Annotated in this window: 15 protein-coding genes; 9 read left to right on the top strand and 6 right to left on the bottom strand. The window is 68.9% G+C overall.

The features are described from left to right. Window positions 1-25 precede the first annotated feature (25 nt). From H0B43_RS29395 to clpS, 4 genes are read right to left on the bottom strand one after another with little or no spacing between them, the layout of a single operon-like run. Window positions 26-502 carry a Mov34/MPN/PAD-1 family protein gene (locus H0B43_RS29395; RefSeq protein WP_185724715.1) on the bottom strand — a complete coding sequence of 159 codons (477 nt, stop codon included), beginning with the start codon at window positions 500-502 and terminating at the stop codon, window positions 26-28. Between the two features lie 51 nt (window positions 503-553). Then, entirely contained in the window at window positions 554-1,624 is a 1,071-nt protein-coding gene (locus tag H0B43_RS29390; protein WP_185724716.1) for a P1 family peptidase, read from the bottom strand. Then, window positions 1,621-2,208, bottom strand: coding sequence for a DUF2017 domain-containing protein (locus tag H0B43_RS29385; protein ID WP_185724717.1), 588 nt, complete (start codon window positions 2,206-2,208; stop codon window positions 1,621-1,623). Before H0B43_RS29385 ends, H0B43_RS29390 begins: the two co-directional genes overlap by 4 nt. Window positions 2,209-2,244: 36 nt before the next feature. After that, entirely contained in the window at window positions 2,245-2,583 is a 339-nt protein-coding gene (clpS, locus tag H0B43_RS29380) for an ATP-dependent Clp protease adapter ClpS (protein WP_185724718.1), read from the bottom strand. On the opposite strand from clpS, the gene H0B43_RS29375 reads away from it, so the two are divergent. The 5 genes from H0B43_RS29375 to H0B43_RS29355 all read left to right on the top strand — a co-directional run bounded on the left by H0B43_RS29375 (window position 2,582) and on the right by H0B43_RS29355 (window position 9,225). Then, complete coding sequence (locus tag H0B43_RS29375; RefSeq protein ID WP_185724719.1) at window positions 2,582-3,958, top strand: nicotinate phosphoribosyltransferase; 1,377 nt, start codon at window positions 2,582-2,584, stop codon at window positions 3,956-3,958. The two genes, clpS and H0B43_RS29375, sit on opposite strands and share 2 nt — an antisense overlap. Continuing rightward, window positions 3,958-4,581 (top strand): isochorismatase family protein, encoded by a 624-nt coding sequence (locus tag H0B43_RS29370; RefSeq protein ID WP_185724720.1) that lies wholly within the window; start codon window positions 3,958-3,960, stop codon window positions 4,579-4,581. The genes H0B43_RS29375 and H0B43_RS29370 overlap by 1 nt, the downstream gene beginning before the upstream one ends. Before the next feature lie 9 nt (window positions 4,582-4,590). Beyond that, window positions 4,591-6,639, top strand: coding sequence for an ATP-dependent DNA helicase (locus H0B43_RS29365; protein WP_185724721.1), 2,049 nt, complete (start codon window positions 4,591-4,593; stop codon window positions 6,637-6,639). Window positions 6,640-6,715: 76 nt separating this feature from the next. After that, on the top strand, window positions 6,716-7,636 hold the full coding sequence (locus H0B43_RS29360) for an ABC transporter ATP-binding protein (RefSeq protein WP_185724722.1): 921 nt from the start codon (window positions 6,716-6,718) through the stop codon (window positions 7,634-7,636). Further along, entirely contained in the window at window positions 7,633-9,225 is a 1,593-nt protein-coding gene (locus H0B43_RS29355; RefSeq protein ID WP_312033650.1) for an anibiotic ABC transporter, read from the top strand. Before H0B43_RS29360 ends, H0B43_RS29355 begins: the two co-directional genes overlap by 4 nt. A 740-nt stretch (window positions 9,226-9,965) precedes the next feature. Here H0B43_RS29355 and glgP read toward each other — a convergent pair. Then, window positions 9,966-12,563, bottom strand: coding sequence for an alpha-glucan family phosphorylase (gene glgP / locus H0B43_RS29350; protein WP_185724723.1), 2,598 nt, complete (start codon window positions 12,561-12,563; stop codon window positions 9,966-9,968). Between the two features lie 161 nt (window positions 12,564-12,724). Between glgP and H0B43_RS29345 the strand changes: the two genes are divergently transcribed. Genes H0B43_RS29345 through H0B43_RS29335 form a run of 3 tightly spaced genes read left to right on the top strand, consistent with a single transcriptional unit; the run spans window position 12,725 to window position 18,409 of the window. After that, window positions 12,725-14,746 carry a maltotransferase domain-containing protein gene (locus tag H0B43_RS29345; protein ID WP_185724724.1) on the top strand — a complete coding sequence of 674 codons (2,022 nt, stop codon included), beginning with the start codon at window positions 12,725-12,727 and terminating at the stop codon, window positions 14,744-14,746. Next, window positions 14,743-16,941, top strand: a complete 2,199-nt coding sequence (gene glgB / locus H0B43_RS29340; RefSeq protein WP_185724725.1) for a 1,4-alpha-glucan branching protein GlgB — start codon at window positions 14,743-14,745, stop codon at window positions 16,939-16,941. The genes H0B43_RS29345 and glgB overlap by 4 nt, the downstream gene beginning before the upstream one ends. Before the next feature lie 46 nt (window positions 16,942-16,987). Beyond that, window positions 16,988-18,409 carry a neutral zinc metallopeptidase gene (locus tag H0B43_RS29335; RefSeq protein ID WP_185729753.1) on the top strand — a complete coding sequence of 474 codons (1,422 nt, stop codon included), beginning with the start codon at window positions 16,988-16,990 and terminating at the stop codon, window positions 18,407-18,409. A 20-nt stretch (window positions 18,410-18,429) separates the two neighbouring features. On the opposite strand, the gene H0B43_RS29330 is transcribed toward H0B43_RS29335, so the two are convergent. Further along, window positions 18,430-18,594: a hypothetical protein gene (locus H0B43_RS29330; RefSeq protein ID WP_185730156.1), complete on the bottom strand. Its 165-nt coding sequence runs from the start codon at window positions 18,592-18,594 to the stop codon at window positions 18,430-18,432. Between H0B43_RS29330 and H0B43_RS29325 the strand changes: the two genes are divergently transcribed. Beyond that, complete coding sequence (locus H0B43_RS29325) at window positions 18,538-19,245, top strand: MFS transporter (RefSeq protein WP_312037651.1); 708 nt, start codon at window positions 18,538-18,540, stop codon at window positions 19,243-19,245. The genes H0B43_RS29330 and H0B43_RS29325 overlap by 57 nt on opposite strands. Window positions 19,246-19,247 lie beyond the last annotated feature (2 nt).

The following is a 19,247-nucleotide window of genomic DNA, read 5'->3' as shown; positions in this document are numbered from 1 at the left end:
GGGCCCGTCGCGTGGGACGGCACCGTCACTTGTCGGGAACGTCGGCCACGGAGGTGTGGGCGAATTTGTAGCTCTGGACCACGTCGACGGGTTCCTCGGTGACGACGCCGTCGACGATGCGGTAGCTGCGCAGTTCGTGGGTGTCGGGGTCGCGGGTGGAGATCAGCACGTAGTGGGCCTCCGGTTCGGACGCGAACGAGATGTCGGTCCGACTGGGGTATGCCTCGGTGGCGGTGTGCGAGTGGTAGATCACGACGGGCACCTCGTCCGCGTCGTCCATCGCCCGCCAGACCTTCAGTTGCTCACCCGAGTCGAATCGGTAGAACGTCGGTGAGCGCTCGGCGTTGATCATCGGGATGTGCCGTTCGGGACGGTCGGAGCCCTCGGGACCGGCGATGACCCCACACGCCTCGTCCGGATGGTCGGCGCGCGCGTGCGCCACCATCGCTTCGACGAAGTCCGATCGAATCACCAGCACGTCATCCACCTCCGTGAGCGCCATCCTAGGTGCGGACCGTCGAGTCGGCCACCGGCCGTCAGGAACGGCAGCATGTCAGGACCGCAGTGCGGAGGGGAACAGTTCACGGTAGGTGGGAATTCCCGCGACGGAGGTGGCGCTGAGGACGGCGTCGACGACGGCTTTCTCCACCACTTCGGCGGCCGCTGTGCAGACGGCGTCGACGACGGGCAGATCGGGCGGGAAACTGTCGGGCACTCCGGCCGGGTGGTGAACCGGGTGGATGCCGGTGGAGAGCGCGAAGATGGTGTCACCGTCGAGCGGCGAATGCGCCGGACGGACGGCGCGGGCGAGCCCGTCGTGTCCCGCGACCGCGACGCGGCGCATCGCGGCCTTGCCGAGGGCCGCGTCGGTCGCGACGACTCCGATCGTGGTGTTGAGCACCGTGCTCTTGTCGACCAGGGCGCACGCCGCCGACAACTCGGCGGCGACCGGGGGCCGGAGTCCGAAAGCGGCTGCGCCGACGGTGGCGACGCCCCACGGCAACCCCGTCGCGGGGTCGAACACGGTGCCGACGGGATTGGCCACCATCAGCGCGGACACCGTGATGCCCTTCGCCGGTCCGTCCGTGACGACGACGCTCGCCGTCCCGACTCCGCCTTTGAGCGCGCCGGCGCGGGCCCCCACCCCGGCACCCACCGAGCCAGAGGCGACGGCGTGCGACGCAGAATCCGCTGCCCGATAACCGAATTCGGCGGTGGGACGGATGCGCCAGTCGCCGACCGGGAGGTCGAAGATCACGGCGCCGGGGACGATGGGAACCACCTGTCCGGGCTCCCCCATCGCGATTCCGTGACCGTGCTCCTCGAGCCAGCGCATGACGCCGTCGGCCGCGGCGAGTCCGTACGCGCTGCCGCCGGTCAGGACAATCGCATGCACTTTCTGGACGCTGTGGCTGGGGTCGAGGAGGTCGGTTTCCCGGGTTCCCGGCCCGCCGCCGCGGACGTCGACGGCAGCGGTCGCACCGTGCGGTGCGAGGACCACCGTGCATCCGGTGGCGGCGCCGCTGCCGAGGGTCGCGCCCGTGTCGAGTTCGTGGTGGTGCCCGACGCTCAGTCCCACCACGTCGACAAGTGAATCGGTGCGGCCCGGCGTCGTGGCGGTCACGGCGCGAGCGCCTGAACCAGCGAGTCCTGCATCCAGGTCAGCCAGTGGTAGATGTCGAGGTGCGGTGCACGGGGATCGGCGGGGTCGAGTTCGTCGGGGGTGTCGGCGTCGATGCCGAGATTGGTCCCGAGCGCCAGCCGGATGTCGTTGAGTCCGCTGAGCCAGGCGTCGGCCTGCTCCGGGGTGAGCAGCACCTTGCCGCCGTTCTGCGGCACGGTGTGGAGGATGACGGAGCCGGCCGCCAGTTTGGCGTCGATGATCTCCGGTTCGTGGAGTCCGCGGAGCGCGCCGTTGATATCGGCTTTCGATTCGGCCCGGATCTCCTCGTCGTCGGGTGCGTCCAGGTCGGGCCGGTGGAAGTCGGGCAGCAACCGGGCGAGGACTTCCTCGTCGGGTGCGGTCGTGTTGCCGGTGCGCATCCCGGTGAGTGCGGCGAGTTCGTCCTCCGGCGCGGACGCGGCCCGCTCTTCGAGGAGCCCGAGGACGGAGGCGACCAGTGATCGCAGGACCGTGGCCTCGTGCGCGTCCATCTCCGACCGCAGCTTCACGCCGCCGAGCGAGTTCTTCCTGCTCCACATCCGCACGTCGTGTACCGAGTTCCTTACTGTCCGAACGGAAAGTTAGCTGCCGTCGCGCTGCATCGTGGCCCACAGACCCGCCGCGTGCAGCTTGCGTACATCGTTTTCGACCTTGTCCCGGGAGCCGCTCGACACGACGGCCTTCCCTTCGGAATGCACCTGCATCATCAGTTCCGTGGCCTTGGCTTTGCTGTAGCCGAAGAGCTTCTGGAATATGTAGGTGACGTAGTGCATCAAATTCACCGGATCGTCCCACACGACGGTGACCCAGGGCCGATCATTGGCCTCGTCGACCTCGACGACCTCCGCCTCCGCAGGGGTGACCTGCGGCGATGCCGGCATGGCATCCACAAGTGAAGCTGTCGTCGAGCGATGGGCCATGCCACCAGGGTACGACGCTCCTCCATCGGACGACACCGCGGCTTACAGTGGCCGGGTGTCCAGAGACAGCACCGCCTTGTTCACCGACCAGTACGAGTTGACGATGCTGTCGGCGGCCCTCGCCGACGGTTCCGCGCACCGGCGCTGCAGTTTCGAGGTGTTCGCCCGGCGCCTCCCCGACGGCCGCCGCTACGGAGTGGTCGCCGGCACCGCCCGTCTGGTGTCCGCGCTGTCGGAATTCCGGTTCGGCGAGCCGGAGCTCGAGATCGTCTCCCGCTTCCTCGACGACCGGACCGTCGAGTGGCTTCGCGACTACCGCTTCGGCGGTGATATCGACGGATACCGCGAGGGCGACTTCTATTTCCCCGGTTCCCCGATCCTGTCGGTCCGCGGAACGTTCGCCGAATGCGTCCTGCTGGAGACGCTGAGCCTGTCGATCCTCAACCACGACAGCGCGATCGCGTCCGCCGTCGCGCGCATGGTCAGCGCCGCCGACGGGCGGCCCATGATCGAGATGGGCTCGCGGCGCACCCACGAGGAATCCGCGGTGGCGGCGTCCCGCGCCGCCTACCTGGCGGGTTTCACGGCCACGTCGAATCTGGAGGCGGTCCGCAGGCACGGGGTCCCCGGGGCCGGCACCAGCGCACACGCGTTCACGTTGCTGCACTCCACTCCGGACGGGCCGGACGAGGCCGCGGCGTTCCGCGCGCAGGTCGAGGCGCTGGGAGTGGGCACCACTCTGCTCGTCGACACTTACGACATCACCGAGGGTGTCAGGACCGCCGTGGAAGTCGCGGGCACCGGACTCGGCGGTGTGCGGATCGACTCCGGCGATCTGGGTGTTCTGGCCCGGCAGGTCCGCAGGCAACTCGACGACCTCGGTGCGACCGGGACGAAGATCGTCGTCTCGGGGGATCTCGACGAATACGCCATCGCCGCACTGCGCGCCGAGCCGGTCGACGTGTACGGGGTCGGCACGTCCGTCGTCGTCGGGTCCGGTGCGCCCACCGCCGGTATGGTCTACAAACTCGTCGAGGTCGACGGCATCCCGGTCGAGAAGCGCAGCAGCAACAAGGCGTCGCGGGGCGGCACGAAGCGCGCGGTGCGGTTCGCCCGCGACACGGGCACTCTGGTGGAGGAGGTCGTGTACTCGGCGCATGCGGACGCACCCGGCGCCGCCGGGCTCGAGGCGCGGGAACTGCTGGTCCCGTTGGTGCGAGCCGGTGAGACGGTCTGCAACGCGACTACCCTGGAGGACAGCAGGTCCCTCCTCGCCGCGGGTCTCGTCAGCCTGCCGTGGGAGGGGCTGAAGCTCTCCCGCGGCGAACCGGCGGTTCCGGTGCGGTTCGCCGAACCCGAGCCAAGGAGGGCGTGATGACCGCCATCCGTACCCGGCGGGCTCTGCTCGTCGTCGACGTTCAGAACGATTTCTGCGAGGGCGGCTCGCTCGCCGTGAACGGCGGTTCCGCGGTCGCGGCCGCGATCAGCCGCTTCCTGGCCTCCAATCCGTACGACGCCGTCGCCGCGACCATCGACCACCACATCGATCCGGGCAGGCACTTCTCGGCCGAACCGGACTATGTGGACACGTGGCCGGTGCACTGCAAATCGGGAACGCCCGGCGCCGACTTCCACCCGGACCTCGACCTGAGCGGCATCGAAGCGGTCTTCTCCAAGGGCGAGTTCTCGGCGGCCTACTCGGGCTTCGAGGGTACGGATCCCGACGGCCGGAGCCTGGAGAAATGGCTGCGCGCGGGCGGGGTCACCGACGTCGACATCGTCGGGATCGCCACCGACCACTGCGTGGTGGCGACAGCACTCGACGCCGTGGCGGCGGGGTTCCCGACCCGGGTACTGCTGCCCCTCACCGCGGGCGTGTCCCCCGCGACCGTCGAGGCCGCGCTCGACCGGATGCGGGCCGCCGGGGTGTGCCTCGTCGGCCGCGACCCGGACGCCCCCTCGGACCGCGTGGCGATTTCTGACGTAGGTCCCGAGTAACCTGCTCGGGTGCCTGAAAACCTCCCCAACGTCCCCGAGCTGTTGCGCACGGCGGTGCGGTCGCTGGGCGGCGCCGAACGGTCGAACCAGCTCACCATGGCCTCCGCCGTCGCCCATTCGATCGACACCGGGGAGCATCTGGCCGTCCAGGCCGGAACGGGCACCGGCAAGTCGCTCGCCTACCTGGTGCCGAGCGTCCGGCACGCGGTGCAGAGCGGCAAGACGGTCATCGTCTCGACGGCCACCATCGCGCTGCAGCGTCAGCTGATCGACCGGGACATGCCGCGACTCGCGGACGCGCTCGAGGGTTCCCTCGGCCGCAGACCGCACTTCGCGATCCTCAAGGGCCGCAACAACTATCTGTGCATGAACAAGATCCACACCGGGTCGGCGGAAGAACCTCCGGCCGACGAGTTGTTCGACCCGTTCGCCGTGTCGCGACTGGGCCGGGAGGTCCAGCGCCTCACCGAGTGGTCGTCGGACACCGAGACCGGTGACCGCGACGACCTGGTCCCCGGGGTCAGCGACAAGGCGTGGCGCCAGGTCAGCGTCACCGCCCGCGAGTGCCTCGGCAAGTCCCGCTGCCCGGTCGGCGAGGACTGCTTCGCGGAGCGCGCCCGCTCGGAGGCCTCCCAGGTCGACGTCGTGGTCACCAACCATGCTCTCCTCGCGATCGACGCCATCACCGGAATCGCGATCCTTCCGGAGCACGACGTCGTGGTCATCGACGAGGCGCACGAACTGGTCGACCGCGTCACCAACGTCGCGACCGCGGAGTTGGCGGCGTCGACGATCAGTGCGGCGGCGCGGCGCTGCGCGAAACTCGTCGAGGAGCAGGACGCCGACCGGCTCGAGGCGGCGGGCGAGGGCTGGGCCGCGCTGCTCGAGGAGTTGCGGCCGGAACGGTGGGAGGCGCTGCCGCCCGGCGCGGCCCCGGCGCTCGCCGCTGTCCGCGATGCCGCCTGGTCGCTGCGCACCGCCATCGGCCCGTCCCGCCCCGGCATGGCGGCCAGCGACCCGGAGGCCGCCGCGGCACGCAACACCGCACTCGCGTCGGTCGAGGAGGTGCACGACAGCGCCGTCCGCGTGCTCAGCGCGTTCGACGAACCGGATCCGGCCAAACGCCACGACGTGGTGTGGCTGGCCGCCGACGACAACCGCGGTTCGATCCGCCGAGTGGTGCGGATGGCGCCGCTGTCGGTGGGCGGGCTGCTGCGGTCCCGGCTGTTCGCCGAATCGACGGTGGTCCTGACGTCCGCCACGCTGACCGTCGGCGGCTCCTTCGACGGCCTGGCCGTCAACTGGGGGCTTCCCGCCGAGTCGTCGGTCGTGATCGATCCGGCGATGGCCACCGGATCCGAGGCGCCGTCCGACGCAGGCACGATCAAGTGGAACGCCCTCGATGTGGGATCGCCGTTCGACCACAGCCGCGCCGGCATCATCTACATCGCGAAGCATCTTCCGCCGCCGGGACGGGACGGCCTCTCCCCCACGTATCTCGACGAGATCGCCGAACTCGTCGAGGCGGCGGGCGGCCGCACCCTGGGATTGTTCTCGTCGATGCGGGCCGCCAAGGCCGCGTCCGAAGCCATGCGCGACCGGCTCGACAGCCCGATCCTGTGCCAGGGCGACGATTCGACGGGTGCCCTCGTCCGGGCGTTCGCCGGCGACGAGCCGACGTCGCTGTTCGGCACGCTGTCGCTGTGGCAGGGGGTCGACGTGCCGGGCCCGTCGCTGAGCCTGGTGATCCTCGACCGCATCCCGTTCCCGCGCCCCGACGACCCCCTGCTGGTCGCCCGGCAGAAGGCCGTCGAGTCGCGCGGCGGCAACGGATTCCTTTCGGTCGCAGCCAATCACGCGGCACTGCTGCTGGCGCAGGGTGTCGGACGACTGCTCCGCAGCGTCGACGACAAGGGGGTGGTGGCCGTCCTCGATCCGCGGCTCGCCACCGCCCGTTACGCCGGGTACCTGCGGGCGTCTCTGCCCCCGTTCTGGGAGACGTCCGATCCGGAAGTCGTGCGTAAGGCACTCGGCCGGATCCGCGACTCGCGTCCCTGAACCCCGGTCGCGCCGGCCTGAACCACTGTCGTGCACTGAGTCGGACACCGGGATGGTCCGCACCTATGCTCGACCGATGGACCTTGCGATCTCAGTCCGCGGACTCACCAAGAAGTTCGGCGAAGTCGTCGCCCTCGACGGCCTCGATCTGGAGGTGAAGCCGGGTGAGGTGCACGGATTCCTCGGCCCCAACGGCTCGGGTAAGTCCACGACCATCCGGGTTCTTCTCGGTCTCCTGCGCGCCGACGGCGGTTCCGCGTCCGTTCTCGGTTCCGATCCCTGGCGGAATTCCGTTCCCCTGCATCGGCGACTCGCCTACGTTCCGGGAGAAGTGAATCTGTGGCCGACACTGTCCGGTGGGGAGGCGATCGACCTTCTCGGGCGCCTGCGCGGCGGACTCGATCCGGCGCGGCGCGCCGCGCTGATCGAACGGTTCGAACTCGATCCCACCCGCAAGGGCCGCACGTATTCGAAGGACAACCGGCAGAAGGTCGCCCTGGTGGCGGCGCTGGCCGCCGACACCGAACTCCTCATCCTCGACGAACCGACATCGGGCCTGGACCCGTTGATGGAGGCCGTGTTTCAGGAGTGCATCACCGAATTCGCGCGCGGCGGACGCACCGTCCTGTTGTCCAGCCATATCCTCTCCGAGGTCGACACGCTGTGCCACGCCGTCACGATCATTCGCGCGGGTAGGACGGTGCAGGCGGGAACGCTGTCCGAACTGCGTCATTTCACCCGCACCACGGTGACGGCCACCACCCGAATCCGCCCCAACCCCATCGCGAACGTCCCCGGCGTGCACAACCTGCAGAAGGGTGACGACGCGAACACCGTGACGTTCGACGTCGACTCCGACCAGATCGACCCGGTCATGACCACACTGACCGGGCTGGGCATCGTCTCGATCACCGCCAATCCGCCGACGCTCGAAGACCTGTTCCTCCGCGAGTACCGCGACGAGGTCGAGGCGCTCGGGATCGGACGGTCGCAGTGAGTCAATTGAGCGGAACGGGTGTGCTCGCCGAACTGGCGGTGCGCACCGACCGGGTCCGGATCCCCGTGTGGACGGTCGCGGTCGCGGGACTGACCGTGCTGCTCGCGTCGAGTTACACCACGATCTACCCGACTGCCCAATCCCGTCAGGCCCGTGCCGAACTCATCTCGTCGCCGGCCGCCACCGCGCTCGCCGGTCCGGGGTACGGCCTCGACGACTACACGCTGGGCGCGATGGTGGCCAACGAGATAGCCGGCATGACGATGGTGGCGGTGGCGGTCATGTCGGTGCTGCTGGTGACGCGGCACCTGCGGACGGAGGAGGAGACCGGGCGCACGGAGTTGGTGCGCGCCGGCGTCGTCGGTCGGTACGCGGGCATCACGGCGGGACTGATCTCCGCGGCGCTCGCCAACGTGTTCGTCGCGCTTCTGCTCGTCATCGGGTTGCTCGCCGTGGGTCTGCCTCCGGCGGGTTCGCTGAACATGTCCGTCGGTGTGCTGGTGGTGGGTCTGGTGTTCACGGCGCTGTCGGCGTTGGCGTCCCAGTTCACCGAACACGCTCGCACCGCGAGCGGGGCCGGGATCTGCGCGGTCACCGTCGCGTACCTGCTGCGCGCCGTGGGCGACGTGCAGCAGGGTCACAGCGGGAGCCTGCTGACGTGGGTGTCGCCGATCGGCTGGTCGCAGGCCACCCGCGCGTACGTCGACGAACGCTGGTGGCCGTTGCTGATCGGCCTCGTCGCGGCGGCCCTGACCGTGCTGGGCGCGTATGCCGCCACCGATCGCCGGGACGTCGGGGCGGGGCTCCTCCCGCCTCGGGGTGGGCGCGCCGAGGCGACCGCGCGCCTGAACGGTGTCGCCGCGCTGGCGACGCGTCAGCAACGCGGACAGATTCTGGCCTGGGGTGTCGGCGTGTTCGCGCTGTCGCTGCCCATCGGTTCCCTCGGCCGGCAGATCGGCGATTTCATCGACCAGGATCCCGATCTCGCGCAGCTGTTACCGGGCGGCGCCGCCGCGGCGGCCGACGGCGCGTTCGCCCTGTACCTGGTGTTCCTGGTGGTGATGGCCGCGATGTACGCCGTCGGGGCCGTCACCTCCATCCGCTCGGAGGAGTCGTCCGGTCGCGCCGAGGAGGCGCTGGCCACTCCCGTGTCGCGGGCGCGGTGGCTGGGCGGCCAGCTGGCGGTGACCGCCGCGGCGGCCGTGGCCATCGCGGCGGCGGCGGGGATCGGCATGGGGATCACCGCCGCGTTCACACTCTCCGACGCGGGCGCTGTCGGTCGGCTGCTCGGTGCGGCACTGAACACCGTGCCTGCGCTTCTCCTGATCGTCGGATTGTGTGCGGCCGTGTACGGCATCGTCCCCCGCATGCTGCCGGTGCTGTGGGCCTACCTGGGCTATGTGCTCGTCGCCGGGATGTTCGGGGAAGTGCTCCCGGTCTGGTTCGGGATGCTGTCCCCGTTCCACTACACGCCCGCCCTGCCGGCCGAGAGTTTCTCGGCGCCTCCCCTCGTCGTTGTGCTGATTCTCGCGGCGGTTCTGTTTCTCGCCGGAATCACGGGATTCCGCCGACGGGACGTGGGCCGCTGAGCTGTCGGCGGGTCTGCCGATTCGCGTGAGAAGCGGACCTTGCGGTTTCTACCGTGGCGAGACACCGCAGGGCGGCGCAGAGTCGTGCGGCCGGGGCGATCGGATCGCTGAACGACGGAGTCGAGGTCGAGATGCACGGGGTCGCGACGCGTCTGATCGCCTGGCCCGGAACGGGTTTCCAGACGCAAAGCGTGCACGTGCTCACCCTGGAACCGGGCCGGGAGATGGACATGCACGCGTACGGTCTCGCCGAGAGCCGATCCTCGCGCTCCAGGGTGAGGGTGAGGTGTTCGTCCGGAATCACTGGGCGCGATTCCGACCGGGCGACATGGGGTTCTTCCCGCCGCCGGTCGAGCACGCGGTCAGCGCGGCACCGGAATCACTGCCGGGTCCGTCGCAGCTCGCCTTCCACGACTGCGATCCCGCCGTCCGCGTGTTCTGCGGCGCGAAGATCGACGTGATCGACGCCCCACCCATCCCGCGTCGGACGAATGCGTGGTCCTGTGGGACGGCGCCGCCCGCGCCTGGTAGCAGGGCAGGCTGGCACGACGTGGAGCTGTTCGACGTCGTCTTCGCACCCTGCGGGGTGGAACACGGAACCAGCTCGGTGACCGGTGAGGCGCTGTGGGGAGGGTTCGCCGCCCCACCCCAACTCGACCTCTACACGCGCACCCCGTACTACAACCCGCCCGGCACGTTCGCCGAGGTCCCCCTTCGGCCGACTCGACGCGTAGCACCGGTCAGGGGTGCGGCACAGCCACCAGACCCAGCTCCGACGGATCGACGAGCAACCGGTGGTGCGGGAGGACCCGCACCGTGTATCCGACCGACCCGGACAGCGGCAGCGCCAGGTCCGCGGCGAACAACTCCCCCGACTCGTCGGACGACAGGTGCGTCATCGGGAGGGTGATGATGTCGGTGAGTTCCTCGTCCGGACCGGCCTTTCCGATGACGGCTTGCACGGTGACGTCCTCGACGGAGAGCTCACCGAGGCGGATGCGGGCGCGGAGTGCCAGATTCGCTCCGATCTCGGGGGTGTCGGGCAATCCCGCGCCGTCGACCTGCAGGACCGCCACCGCCGGCCAGGCTGCCTCGACCCGGCGACGGAACCGGGCCAGCTCGCGGGCGCCGGCGAAGTTGTCGGCTGCCACCGTCCGGGCCGATTCGGCGGCGGGCGCGTAGTACTGGACGGCGTAGTCGCGCACCATCCGCGACGCGAGCACCTTGGGACCGAGATTCTGCAGGGTGTGACGGACCATCTCCACCCAGCGCACCGGCAGGCCGTCCGCGCGGTCGTAGAACCGGGGCAGGACGGCCCGCTCGAGCAGTTCGTACAGCGCGCTGGCCTCGAGGTCGTCCCGCCGTGTCTCGTCGACGACGCCGTCCGCGGTGGGGATGGCCCAGCCGTTCTCGCCGTCGAACATCTCGTCCCACCACCCGTCCCGGATCGACAGGTTCAGTCCGCCGTTGAGGGCCGATTTCATCCCGGACGTTCCGCAGGCCTCGAGCGGTCGCAGCGGGTTGTTGAGCCACACGTCGCAGCCCCAGTACAGGTAGCGGGCCATCGACATGTCGTAGTCGGGAAGGAACGTGATCCGGTGCCGGACGTCGGCGGCGTCGGCGAACCGCACCACCTGCTGGATGAGGGCCTTTCCGCCGTCGTCCGCAGGATGACTCTTCCCCGCGACCACCAGCTGCACCGGACGCTCCTCGTCGAGGAGGAGTGCCTTCAGCCGAGCGGGGTCGCGCAGCATCAGCGTCAGTCTCTTGTAGGTGGGCACCCGGCGGGCGAAGCCGACGGTGAGAACGTTCGGGTCGAACACCTCGTCCGTCCAGCCGAGCTCGGCCGACGTGGCGCCGCGTTCGATCCAGGACGCGCGCACCCGTCGGCGCACCTCCTCCACCAGCTTCCCGCGCAGGGCGTTGCGGGTGGACCACAGTTCCTCGGCGGACAGATCCTGCAGCCGCTCCCAGCCGCGGGCCTCCTCCACCAGTTCGGGGCCCAGAATGCGGGTCGCCAGATCGATCCACTCCGGTGCGGCCCAAGTGGGCGCGTGGACGCCGTTGGTCACCGAGCCGATCGGCACCTCGTCGGCGTCGAATCCCGGCCACAGCGACTGGAACATCTCGCGGCTGACGATGCCGTGCAACTTGGACACACCGTTGGCGCGCTGCCCGAGTCGCAGGCCCATGTGGGCCATGTTGAACACCGCCGGATCCTGCTCGCGCCCGAGCCCGAGGATCCGGTCGATCGTCAGACCCGGCAGCAGCGAGGATTCGTTCACGGCGTTGTCGCCGCCGAAGTAGTGCCGGACGAGGTCGGCAGGGAACCTGTCGATTCCGGCGGGCACCGGGGTGTGGGTCGTGAACACAGTGCCGGCGCGGACCGTGGCCAGCGCCTCGTCGAAGTCGAGGCCGCCCGCGGTGACCAGTTCCCGTATCCGCTCGATGCCGAGGAACCCGGCGTGTCCCTCGTTCATGTGGAAGACGACGGGGTCGGGCAGGCCGTAGGCATGGGTGTAGGCGCGCACGGCCCGCACGCCACCGATGCCGGCGAGGATCTCCTGCTTGATGCGATGGTCCTGGTCGCCGCCGTACAGGCGATCGGTGACGCCCCGCATCTCGGCGTCGTTCTCGGCGATGTCGGAGTCGAGCAGCAGCAGCGGGACCCGCCCCACCTGTGCGATCCAGACCCGGGCGCGCAGAACGCGGCCGCCGGGGACCGCGACGTGGACGAGCACGGGCGCACCGTCGGACGAGGACGGCCCGGACTCGGTGAGCAGCCGCAGCGGCAGACCCTGCGGGTCGTGGGGCGGGTAGTGCTCGGCCTGCCAGCCGTCCGCGGTCAGCGACTGCCGGAAGTATCCCGAGCGGTACAACAGCCCGACGCCGATCAGCGGCAGGCCCAGATCGGAGGCAGCCTTCAGGTGGTCGCCTGCGAGGATTCCGAGACCGCCGGAGTAGTTGGGTAGCACTTCGCTGACACCGAACTCCATTGAGAAATAGGCGATCCCACCGTCCAGCGTGACTCCCTTGGCCTGCTGGTTCTGGTACCAGCGGGGCCTCGACAGGTAGTCGTCGAGATCGGCCGCCGCAGCATCGAGCCGCGCAAGGAACGAGACGTCCTCGGCCAGTTCGTCCAGGCGGGCGGGATCGACCTCCCCGAGCATCCGGACCGGGTCGAACTGCACCTGCCGCCACAGGTCCTCGTCGAGCAATCCGAACAACTCCTGCGTGGCCGGATGCCACGACCAGCGGAGATTGGTGGACAGCGGACCGAGGGCAGCGAGCCGCTCCGGAAGGTGGGCTCGGACAGTGAACCGACGCAAGGCTTTCACCTCGCGAACGATAACGCACCACGAGCACCCCTGCCTGCGTGTCGGGGCGGGTCGGCGCCATATCTCCAATACGGACAGGAACCGGCCTACTCCATTACGGTTGAACCGGCGGCCCAGCCCACGAGCCGCCGGCAACTTTCGGCTATGGAACGGAGCCCAGCGTGACAGGTCGACTCGGTATCGACGACGTGGAACCGAACATCGGGTGCGGTCGGTATCCCGCCAAGGCCGTTGTGGGTGAGGTGTTTCCCGTCCGGGCAACCGTGTGGCGCGAAGGTCACGACGCCGTGGCCGCCACGCTCGCGGTACGGGGTCCGCGCAGCGCCGCATCCGGTGGCTCCGCGACGTTCCGTATCCCCATGACCGGCGGTCCGATGCCCGATACCGTCGACGGCTCCTTCACACCTACCGGCGAAGGCCTCTGGACGTTCCGGATCGAGGCGTGGAGCGATCCGGTCACCACGTGGAAACACGCGGTCGAGGCCAAGCTGTCGGTAGGTCAGGGTGCGGCGGAACTGGCCAACGACCTCGAGATCGGTGCGCGGCTGTTCGAGCGTGCCGCGAAGGGCGTCCCGCGCGCCGACCGCTCCCGGCTGACCGGAGTCGCGGCGTCGCTGCGTTCCGACCGCCACCTGTCCGAACGGGTGGCGCCGGCATTCGGGTCGGACGTCACCGAACTGCTGCGTGCGCATCCGCTGCGCGACCTCGTCACGAAGAGCGAACCGCACACGGTGCTCGTCGACCGCACCCGCGCGCTGTTCGGCTCGTGGTACGAGTTCTTCCCGCGCTCCACCGGCGGCTGGGACGAGAACGGACGGCCCCGCCACGGCACGTTCGCCACCGCCGCGGCCGCGCTCCCCCGGATCGCGTCGATGGGATTCGACGTCGTCTACCTCCCGCCCATCCATCCGGTGGGCAAGATCAACCGGAAGGGCCCCAACAACACGCTGACCCCGGCGCCCGAGGACGTCGGTTCGCCGTGGGCCATCGGCTCGGACGAGGGCGGCCACGACGCCATCCATCCGCAGCTCGGGACGATGCGCGATTTCAAGGCCTTTGTCGCCGCCGCCGGGAAGTTGCACATGGAGGTGGCCATCGACCTGGCGCTGCAGGCCGCACCGGACCATCCGTGGGCGAAAAAGCACCCCGAATGGTTCACCGTGCTTCCCGACGGCACCATCGCCTACGCCGAGAATCCGCCGAAGAAGTACCAGGACATCTATCCGGTCAACTTCGACGACGACCGGGACGGCATCTACGCGGAGGTGCTGCGGGTGGTGCGGCACTGGGTGGCGGCGGGCGTCAAGATCTTCCGGGTCGACAACCCGCACACCAAGCCGCCGGACTTCTGGGAGTGGCTGATCGCGGAGGTCAAGAAGTCGGATCCGGACGTCCTGTTCCTGTCCGAGGCCTTCACCCGTCCCGCGCGGTTGTACGGTCTCGCCCGGCGCGGGTTCACGCAGTCGTACACGTATTTCACGTGGCGCACAGCCAAGTGGGAGCTGATTGAGTTCGGCAAGGAGATCGCGGCGAAGGCCGACGAGGCGCGCCCCAACCTCTTCGTCAACACCCCGGACATCCTGCACGAGAGCCTGCAGAACGGCGGTCCGGGCATGTTCGCGCTGCGCGCCGCGCTGGCGGCGACGCTGTCTCCCACGTGGGGGGTGTATTCGGGGTACGAACTGTACGAACATGTTCCGGTGCGACCGGGAAGTGAGGAGTACCTCGACTCGGAGAAGTATCAGTTACGTCCCCGCGATTTCGAAGGGGCGGCCGCACGCGGCGAGTCCCTCGAACCGTGGATCACCGCGCTCAACCGGATCCGCAGGCAGCATCCGGCGTTGCAGCAGCTGCGCAACATCCATTTCCATCACGTCGACAACGACGCCCTGATCGCCTATTCCAAATTCGACCCCACCACCGGGGATGCGGTGCTGACGGTGATCAACCTCAACCCGTACGGCGCCGAGCAGGGCAACGTGTGGCTCGACATGCCTGCGCTCGGGCGCGACTGGCACGATCACCTGACCGTGCTCGACGAGGTCACCGGCGAGCAGTACCACTGGGGCCAGGCCAACTTCGTGCGCCTCGAACCGTGGCGCTCCGTGGCCCATATCCTGGCATTACCGTCGATCCCCTATCCGGCCAGAACGAAGCTGGCCTACCGCGGAGGTACAGAGTGACCGTCGAACCGCCTGCCGCCATCGCACCCGACGCCGCCGACCTCGACCTGCTGGCCCGCGGGGAGCACCACGACCCCCACTCGATCCTCGGGGCGCACCCGCACCCCGAGGGCACGGTCATCCGCGCACTGCGGCCGTACGCCGAGGCCGTCGACGCCGTCATCGGGGGAACGAGCTTCTCGCTGGAACATCTCGCGCACGGGGTGTGGGGAACCCTCGTCCCGTACCGGGACCTGATGGACTACCGGCTGTCGACGACGTGGCCGGGTGGTCACAACGACGTCTCCGCCGACGGGTACCGGTTCCTGCCCACCCTCGGCGAGCTCGACCTGCACCTGTTCGGCGAGGGCAGGCACGAGCGACTGTGGGAGATCCTCGGCGCACACCGCCGTCGCTACGACACCCCCGACGGCACCGTCATCGGCACGTCGTTCGCCGTGTGGGCTCCCAATGCCCGCGGGGTGAGTGTGATCGGCGATTTCGACGGGTGGAGTGGCCGCAACTTCCCGATGCGCGTGCTCGGATCGACCGGGGTGTGGGAACTGTTCATCCCCGGCATCGAGGTCGGCGAGTTGTACAAGTTCCGGGTTCACGGGCCCGACGGCAGTGTGCGCGACAAGGCCGATCCGATGGCCTTCGCGACCGAGGTGCCGCCCGCGACGGCGTCGCGGGTGTCGGTCAGCACGTACGAATGGAACGACGCCGAGTGGCTGGAGCAGCGCGCAGCGACCGAACCCGCGCAGTCCCCGATGAGCGTGTACGAGGTGCATCTCGGTTCGTGGCGTCCCGGGCTGAACTACCGCGAGATGGCCGAACAACTCGCCGCCCACGTCACGGAGACGGGTTTCACGCACGTCGAGTTGCTTCCGGTCGCCGAGCACCCGTTCGGCGGGTCGTGGGGTTACCAGGTCACGTCGTACTACGCGCCCACCGCGCGGTTCGGCTCCCCCGACGACTTCCGGTGGTTCGTCGACCACCTGCACGCAGCCGGGATCGGGGTGATCGTCGACTGGGTCCCTGCCCACTTCCCCAAGGACGAATGGGCCCTGGCCCGTTTCGACGGCACACCGCTCTACGAACACAGCGACCCTCAGCGCGGCGAGCAACTCGACTGGGGAACGTACGTGTTCGATTTCGGGCGGCGGGAGGTCCGCAACTTCCTGGTGGCCAACGCGCTGTACTGGCTGGACGAGTTCCATGTGGACGGCCTGCGCGTCGACGCGGTCGCCTCGATGCTGTATCTCGACTATTCACGGCCCGAAGGCGGGTGGACGCCGAACATCCACGGCGGCCGGGAGAACCTCGAGGCCGTCGCATTCCTGCAGGAGACCAATGCCACGGTCCACAAGAAGCACCGCGGCGTGGTCACCGTCGCCGAGGAGTCGACGGCGTGGCCGGGGGTCACGCGCGCGACCAACGTCGGCGGTCTCGGTTTCAACATGAAATGGAACATGGGGTGGATGCACGACACCCTCGGATTCCTGGCACACGACCCCGTCCACCGCAGCTATCACCATCACGAGATCACGTTCTCCCTGATGTACGCGTGGAGCGAGAACTATGTGCTGCCCATCAGCCACGACGAGGTGGTGCACGGCAAGGGCACACTGTGGACGCGGATGCCGGGAAACGACCACGCGAAGGCCGCCGGGGTCCGGGCCCTGCTGGCGTACATGTGGTCCCACCCGGGCAAGCAACTGCTGTTCATGGGTCAGGAGTTCGGACAGACCGCGGAATGGTCCGAGGAGCGGGGACTCGACTGGCACCAAATCGACGACCCGTACACCGGCGGCTTCCATCGCGGTCTGCTCCGTCTCGTCCACGACCTCAACGCCACCTACCGCGAGCACCCGTCGTTGTGGACTCTCGACACCTCGCCGGGCGGGTTCTCCTGGATCGACGCCAACGACACCGCCAACAACGTTCTGAGCTTCCTGCGCTACGGCACCGACGGGTCGATCCTGGCCTGCCTGTTCAATTTCTCGGGTTCCCCGCACGCGAATTATCGTGTGGGCTTGCCAGAACTGGGCGAATGGCGTGAAATTCTCAACACCGACGCCGAGGCCTATGCGGGATCGGGTTGGGGAAATCTCGGTGCGGTGACGGCGACTTCGCAGCCGTGGCACGGCCGTCCCGCCTCGGCAGAGGTGGCACTGCCCGCCAACGGGGCGATCTGGATGAGTCTGGAGCGTTGATGAAGGCACGGCCTTGCTGACCCGACGCCGGCAGTGGGCTGCGAGTATGGGCGTGCTGGCCGTGACCGCGGTCGTCCTGTCGGGATGCGCCCGTTCCGTCGACGGCGAAGCGGCGTCCATCTACGACGACCCCTTCAAGGTCGCGGGACTGGATGCGACGTCGGGGCCGAGCGGTGCCCGCAAGGGCGTGCCCGACGCCGATCTCCCGGTCACCGGCACCGACGGCGGCGAGATCGACACGATGGTCGCCAACGCGGTCAGCGACATCGAGGATTACTGGAGCACGGAATTTCCGGTTCTGTTCCAGCGCAATTTCGAACCGGTCGAGGAACTGATCTCCTGGGATCCCCGCGACACCGCCGGCCCGCGGTTCTGCGGAGACAGCACCAAGGAACTCCTCAACGCCGGCTATTGCACCACCGACCACACGATCGGCTGGGACCGGGCGCTGCTGCTGCCGGAGGTCGTGGAGAAGTTCGGCGTCGTCGCCGCCGTGTTCGTCCTGGCCCACGAGTACGGCCACGCCGTCCAGACGAAGGCGGGAATCGCCGAGGAGGACGTGGGCGGTGGCATCGTGCGGGAACAGCAGGCCGACTGCCTCGCGGGGGCGTTCATGCGGCACATCGCGGAGGACAAGGCACCCCATTTCACGCTCAATACGTCGGACGGGCTGAACAAGGTGCTCGCGTCGGCGGTGGCCATCGGCGACACCGACCCGAACGACCCCGACAACGTGCACGGTTCGGCGTTCGAGCGAGTCACCGCAACACAGATCGGGTTCACGGACGGTCCGGCGCCGTGCACGCGGATCGACGAGAAGGAGATCGACTCGCGGCGCGCGGATCTGCCGCAGCGATTCGCCGACGAATCCGACGACGGCGAACTGCCCGTCACCGAGGAGTCACTCGAGTCGTTCTTCACGTCGTTCCAGCAGATCTTCGATCTCGACGATCCCCCGACGCTGCAACTCGACGGAGCCGACCTCGACTGCCCGGACGCCGACGCCACCGAACCGGTGTCGTACTGCCCGGCCACCAACACGATCGGTGTCAGCGTCGACGCCCTCGCCGAACGCGGCACACCGGGCCACCTGGGCAGGCGTGAACTCTTCCCGACCAACCTCACCGGCGACTACAACGCGTACGTCCTGCTCGCCTCCCGGTACACCCTGGCATTGCAACGGGACCGGGGCGACGATCTGCATTCACCGCAGACCGCGCTCCGCGCCGCCTGCCTGTCCGGCGTCATCACCACCGCGCTGAGTCCGGACAATCCCGCCACCCTGGAGGCGGGCAGCGTGTGGCTGTCCCCCGGCGACCTCGACGAGGCCGTGTCGGGACTGCTGACGGACGGACTTGCCGCCAGTGATGTCAACGGGGAGACGGTGCCGAGCGGATTCTCCCGGGTCGACGCGTTCCGCACCGGGGTGCTCGGTGGCGAACAGGCCTGCGAGGGCCGGTACCGCTGACCCTCGCAGGGTGTCCGTTCTCAGATCTCCCGGTAGCCGAGTGCCGCGGAGATCCGTCCGGCGGCCCGGCACACCACCGGCACCAGGCTCCGCAGCGCCACCTGATACGCCGGCCGCCGGCCGCGGCCCTGCGCACGGGCCAACGAGGCGGAGATCGAGCTGATCCGCGACGGCGGCGGACTCATCGACCTCGTGGAGAAGCAGCAACCCGGACGTCCGGCCGTGACCCGCCCCGATGTAGCCACTGTCTGGGCCGACGCAAGCTGTGGGGGATCTATCTGGGCCAGTTCTGCCTCACGTCGACGCTCTGGTTCTTCCTCACCGGGTTCCCGACCTACCTCGTCGGGTACCGGGGCTTGGATTACATCAAGTCCGGTTTTCTCGCTTCGCTGCCGTTCGTCGCGGCGCTCGTCGGTGTGCTGTTCTCCGGGGTGTTCTCGGACTTCCTGCTCGAGAAGGGGGTGTCGCTCGGAATAGCCCGGAAGGGCCCGATCATCGTGGGTCTGCTCCTGACCGTCGCGATGATCGGCGCCAACTTCACCGACTCGACCGCGATGGTCATCGTGTTCCTGTCCATCGCGTTCTTCGGCAACGGTCTCGCGTCGATCACCTGGTCGCTCGTGTCGGCTCTCGCACCGGAACGCCTGCTCGGGCTCACCGGGGGAATGTTCAACTTCATCGGCAACCTGTCGTCGATCGCGACGCCGATCGTCATCGGGCTGCTCGTCACCGACGACAGTTTCGCGCCCGGATTCGTCTACATGACCGTGGTGACCGCGGTCGGGATCGCGTCCTACGTCTTCCTGGTCGGACGGGTGGAGCGGGTCCGGAGCTGACG

Source organism: Rhodococcus sp. 4CII (assembly GCF_014256275.1).
GTDB classification, from domain to species: Bacteria; Actinomycetota; Actinomycetes; order Mycobacteriales; family Mycobacteriaceae; genus Rhodococcus_F; species Rhodococcus_F wratislaviensis_A.
Note: the sequence above shows the minus strand (reverse complement) of the source record. Positions and strands in the feature narration are given on the sequence as shown.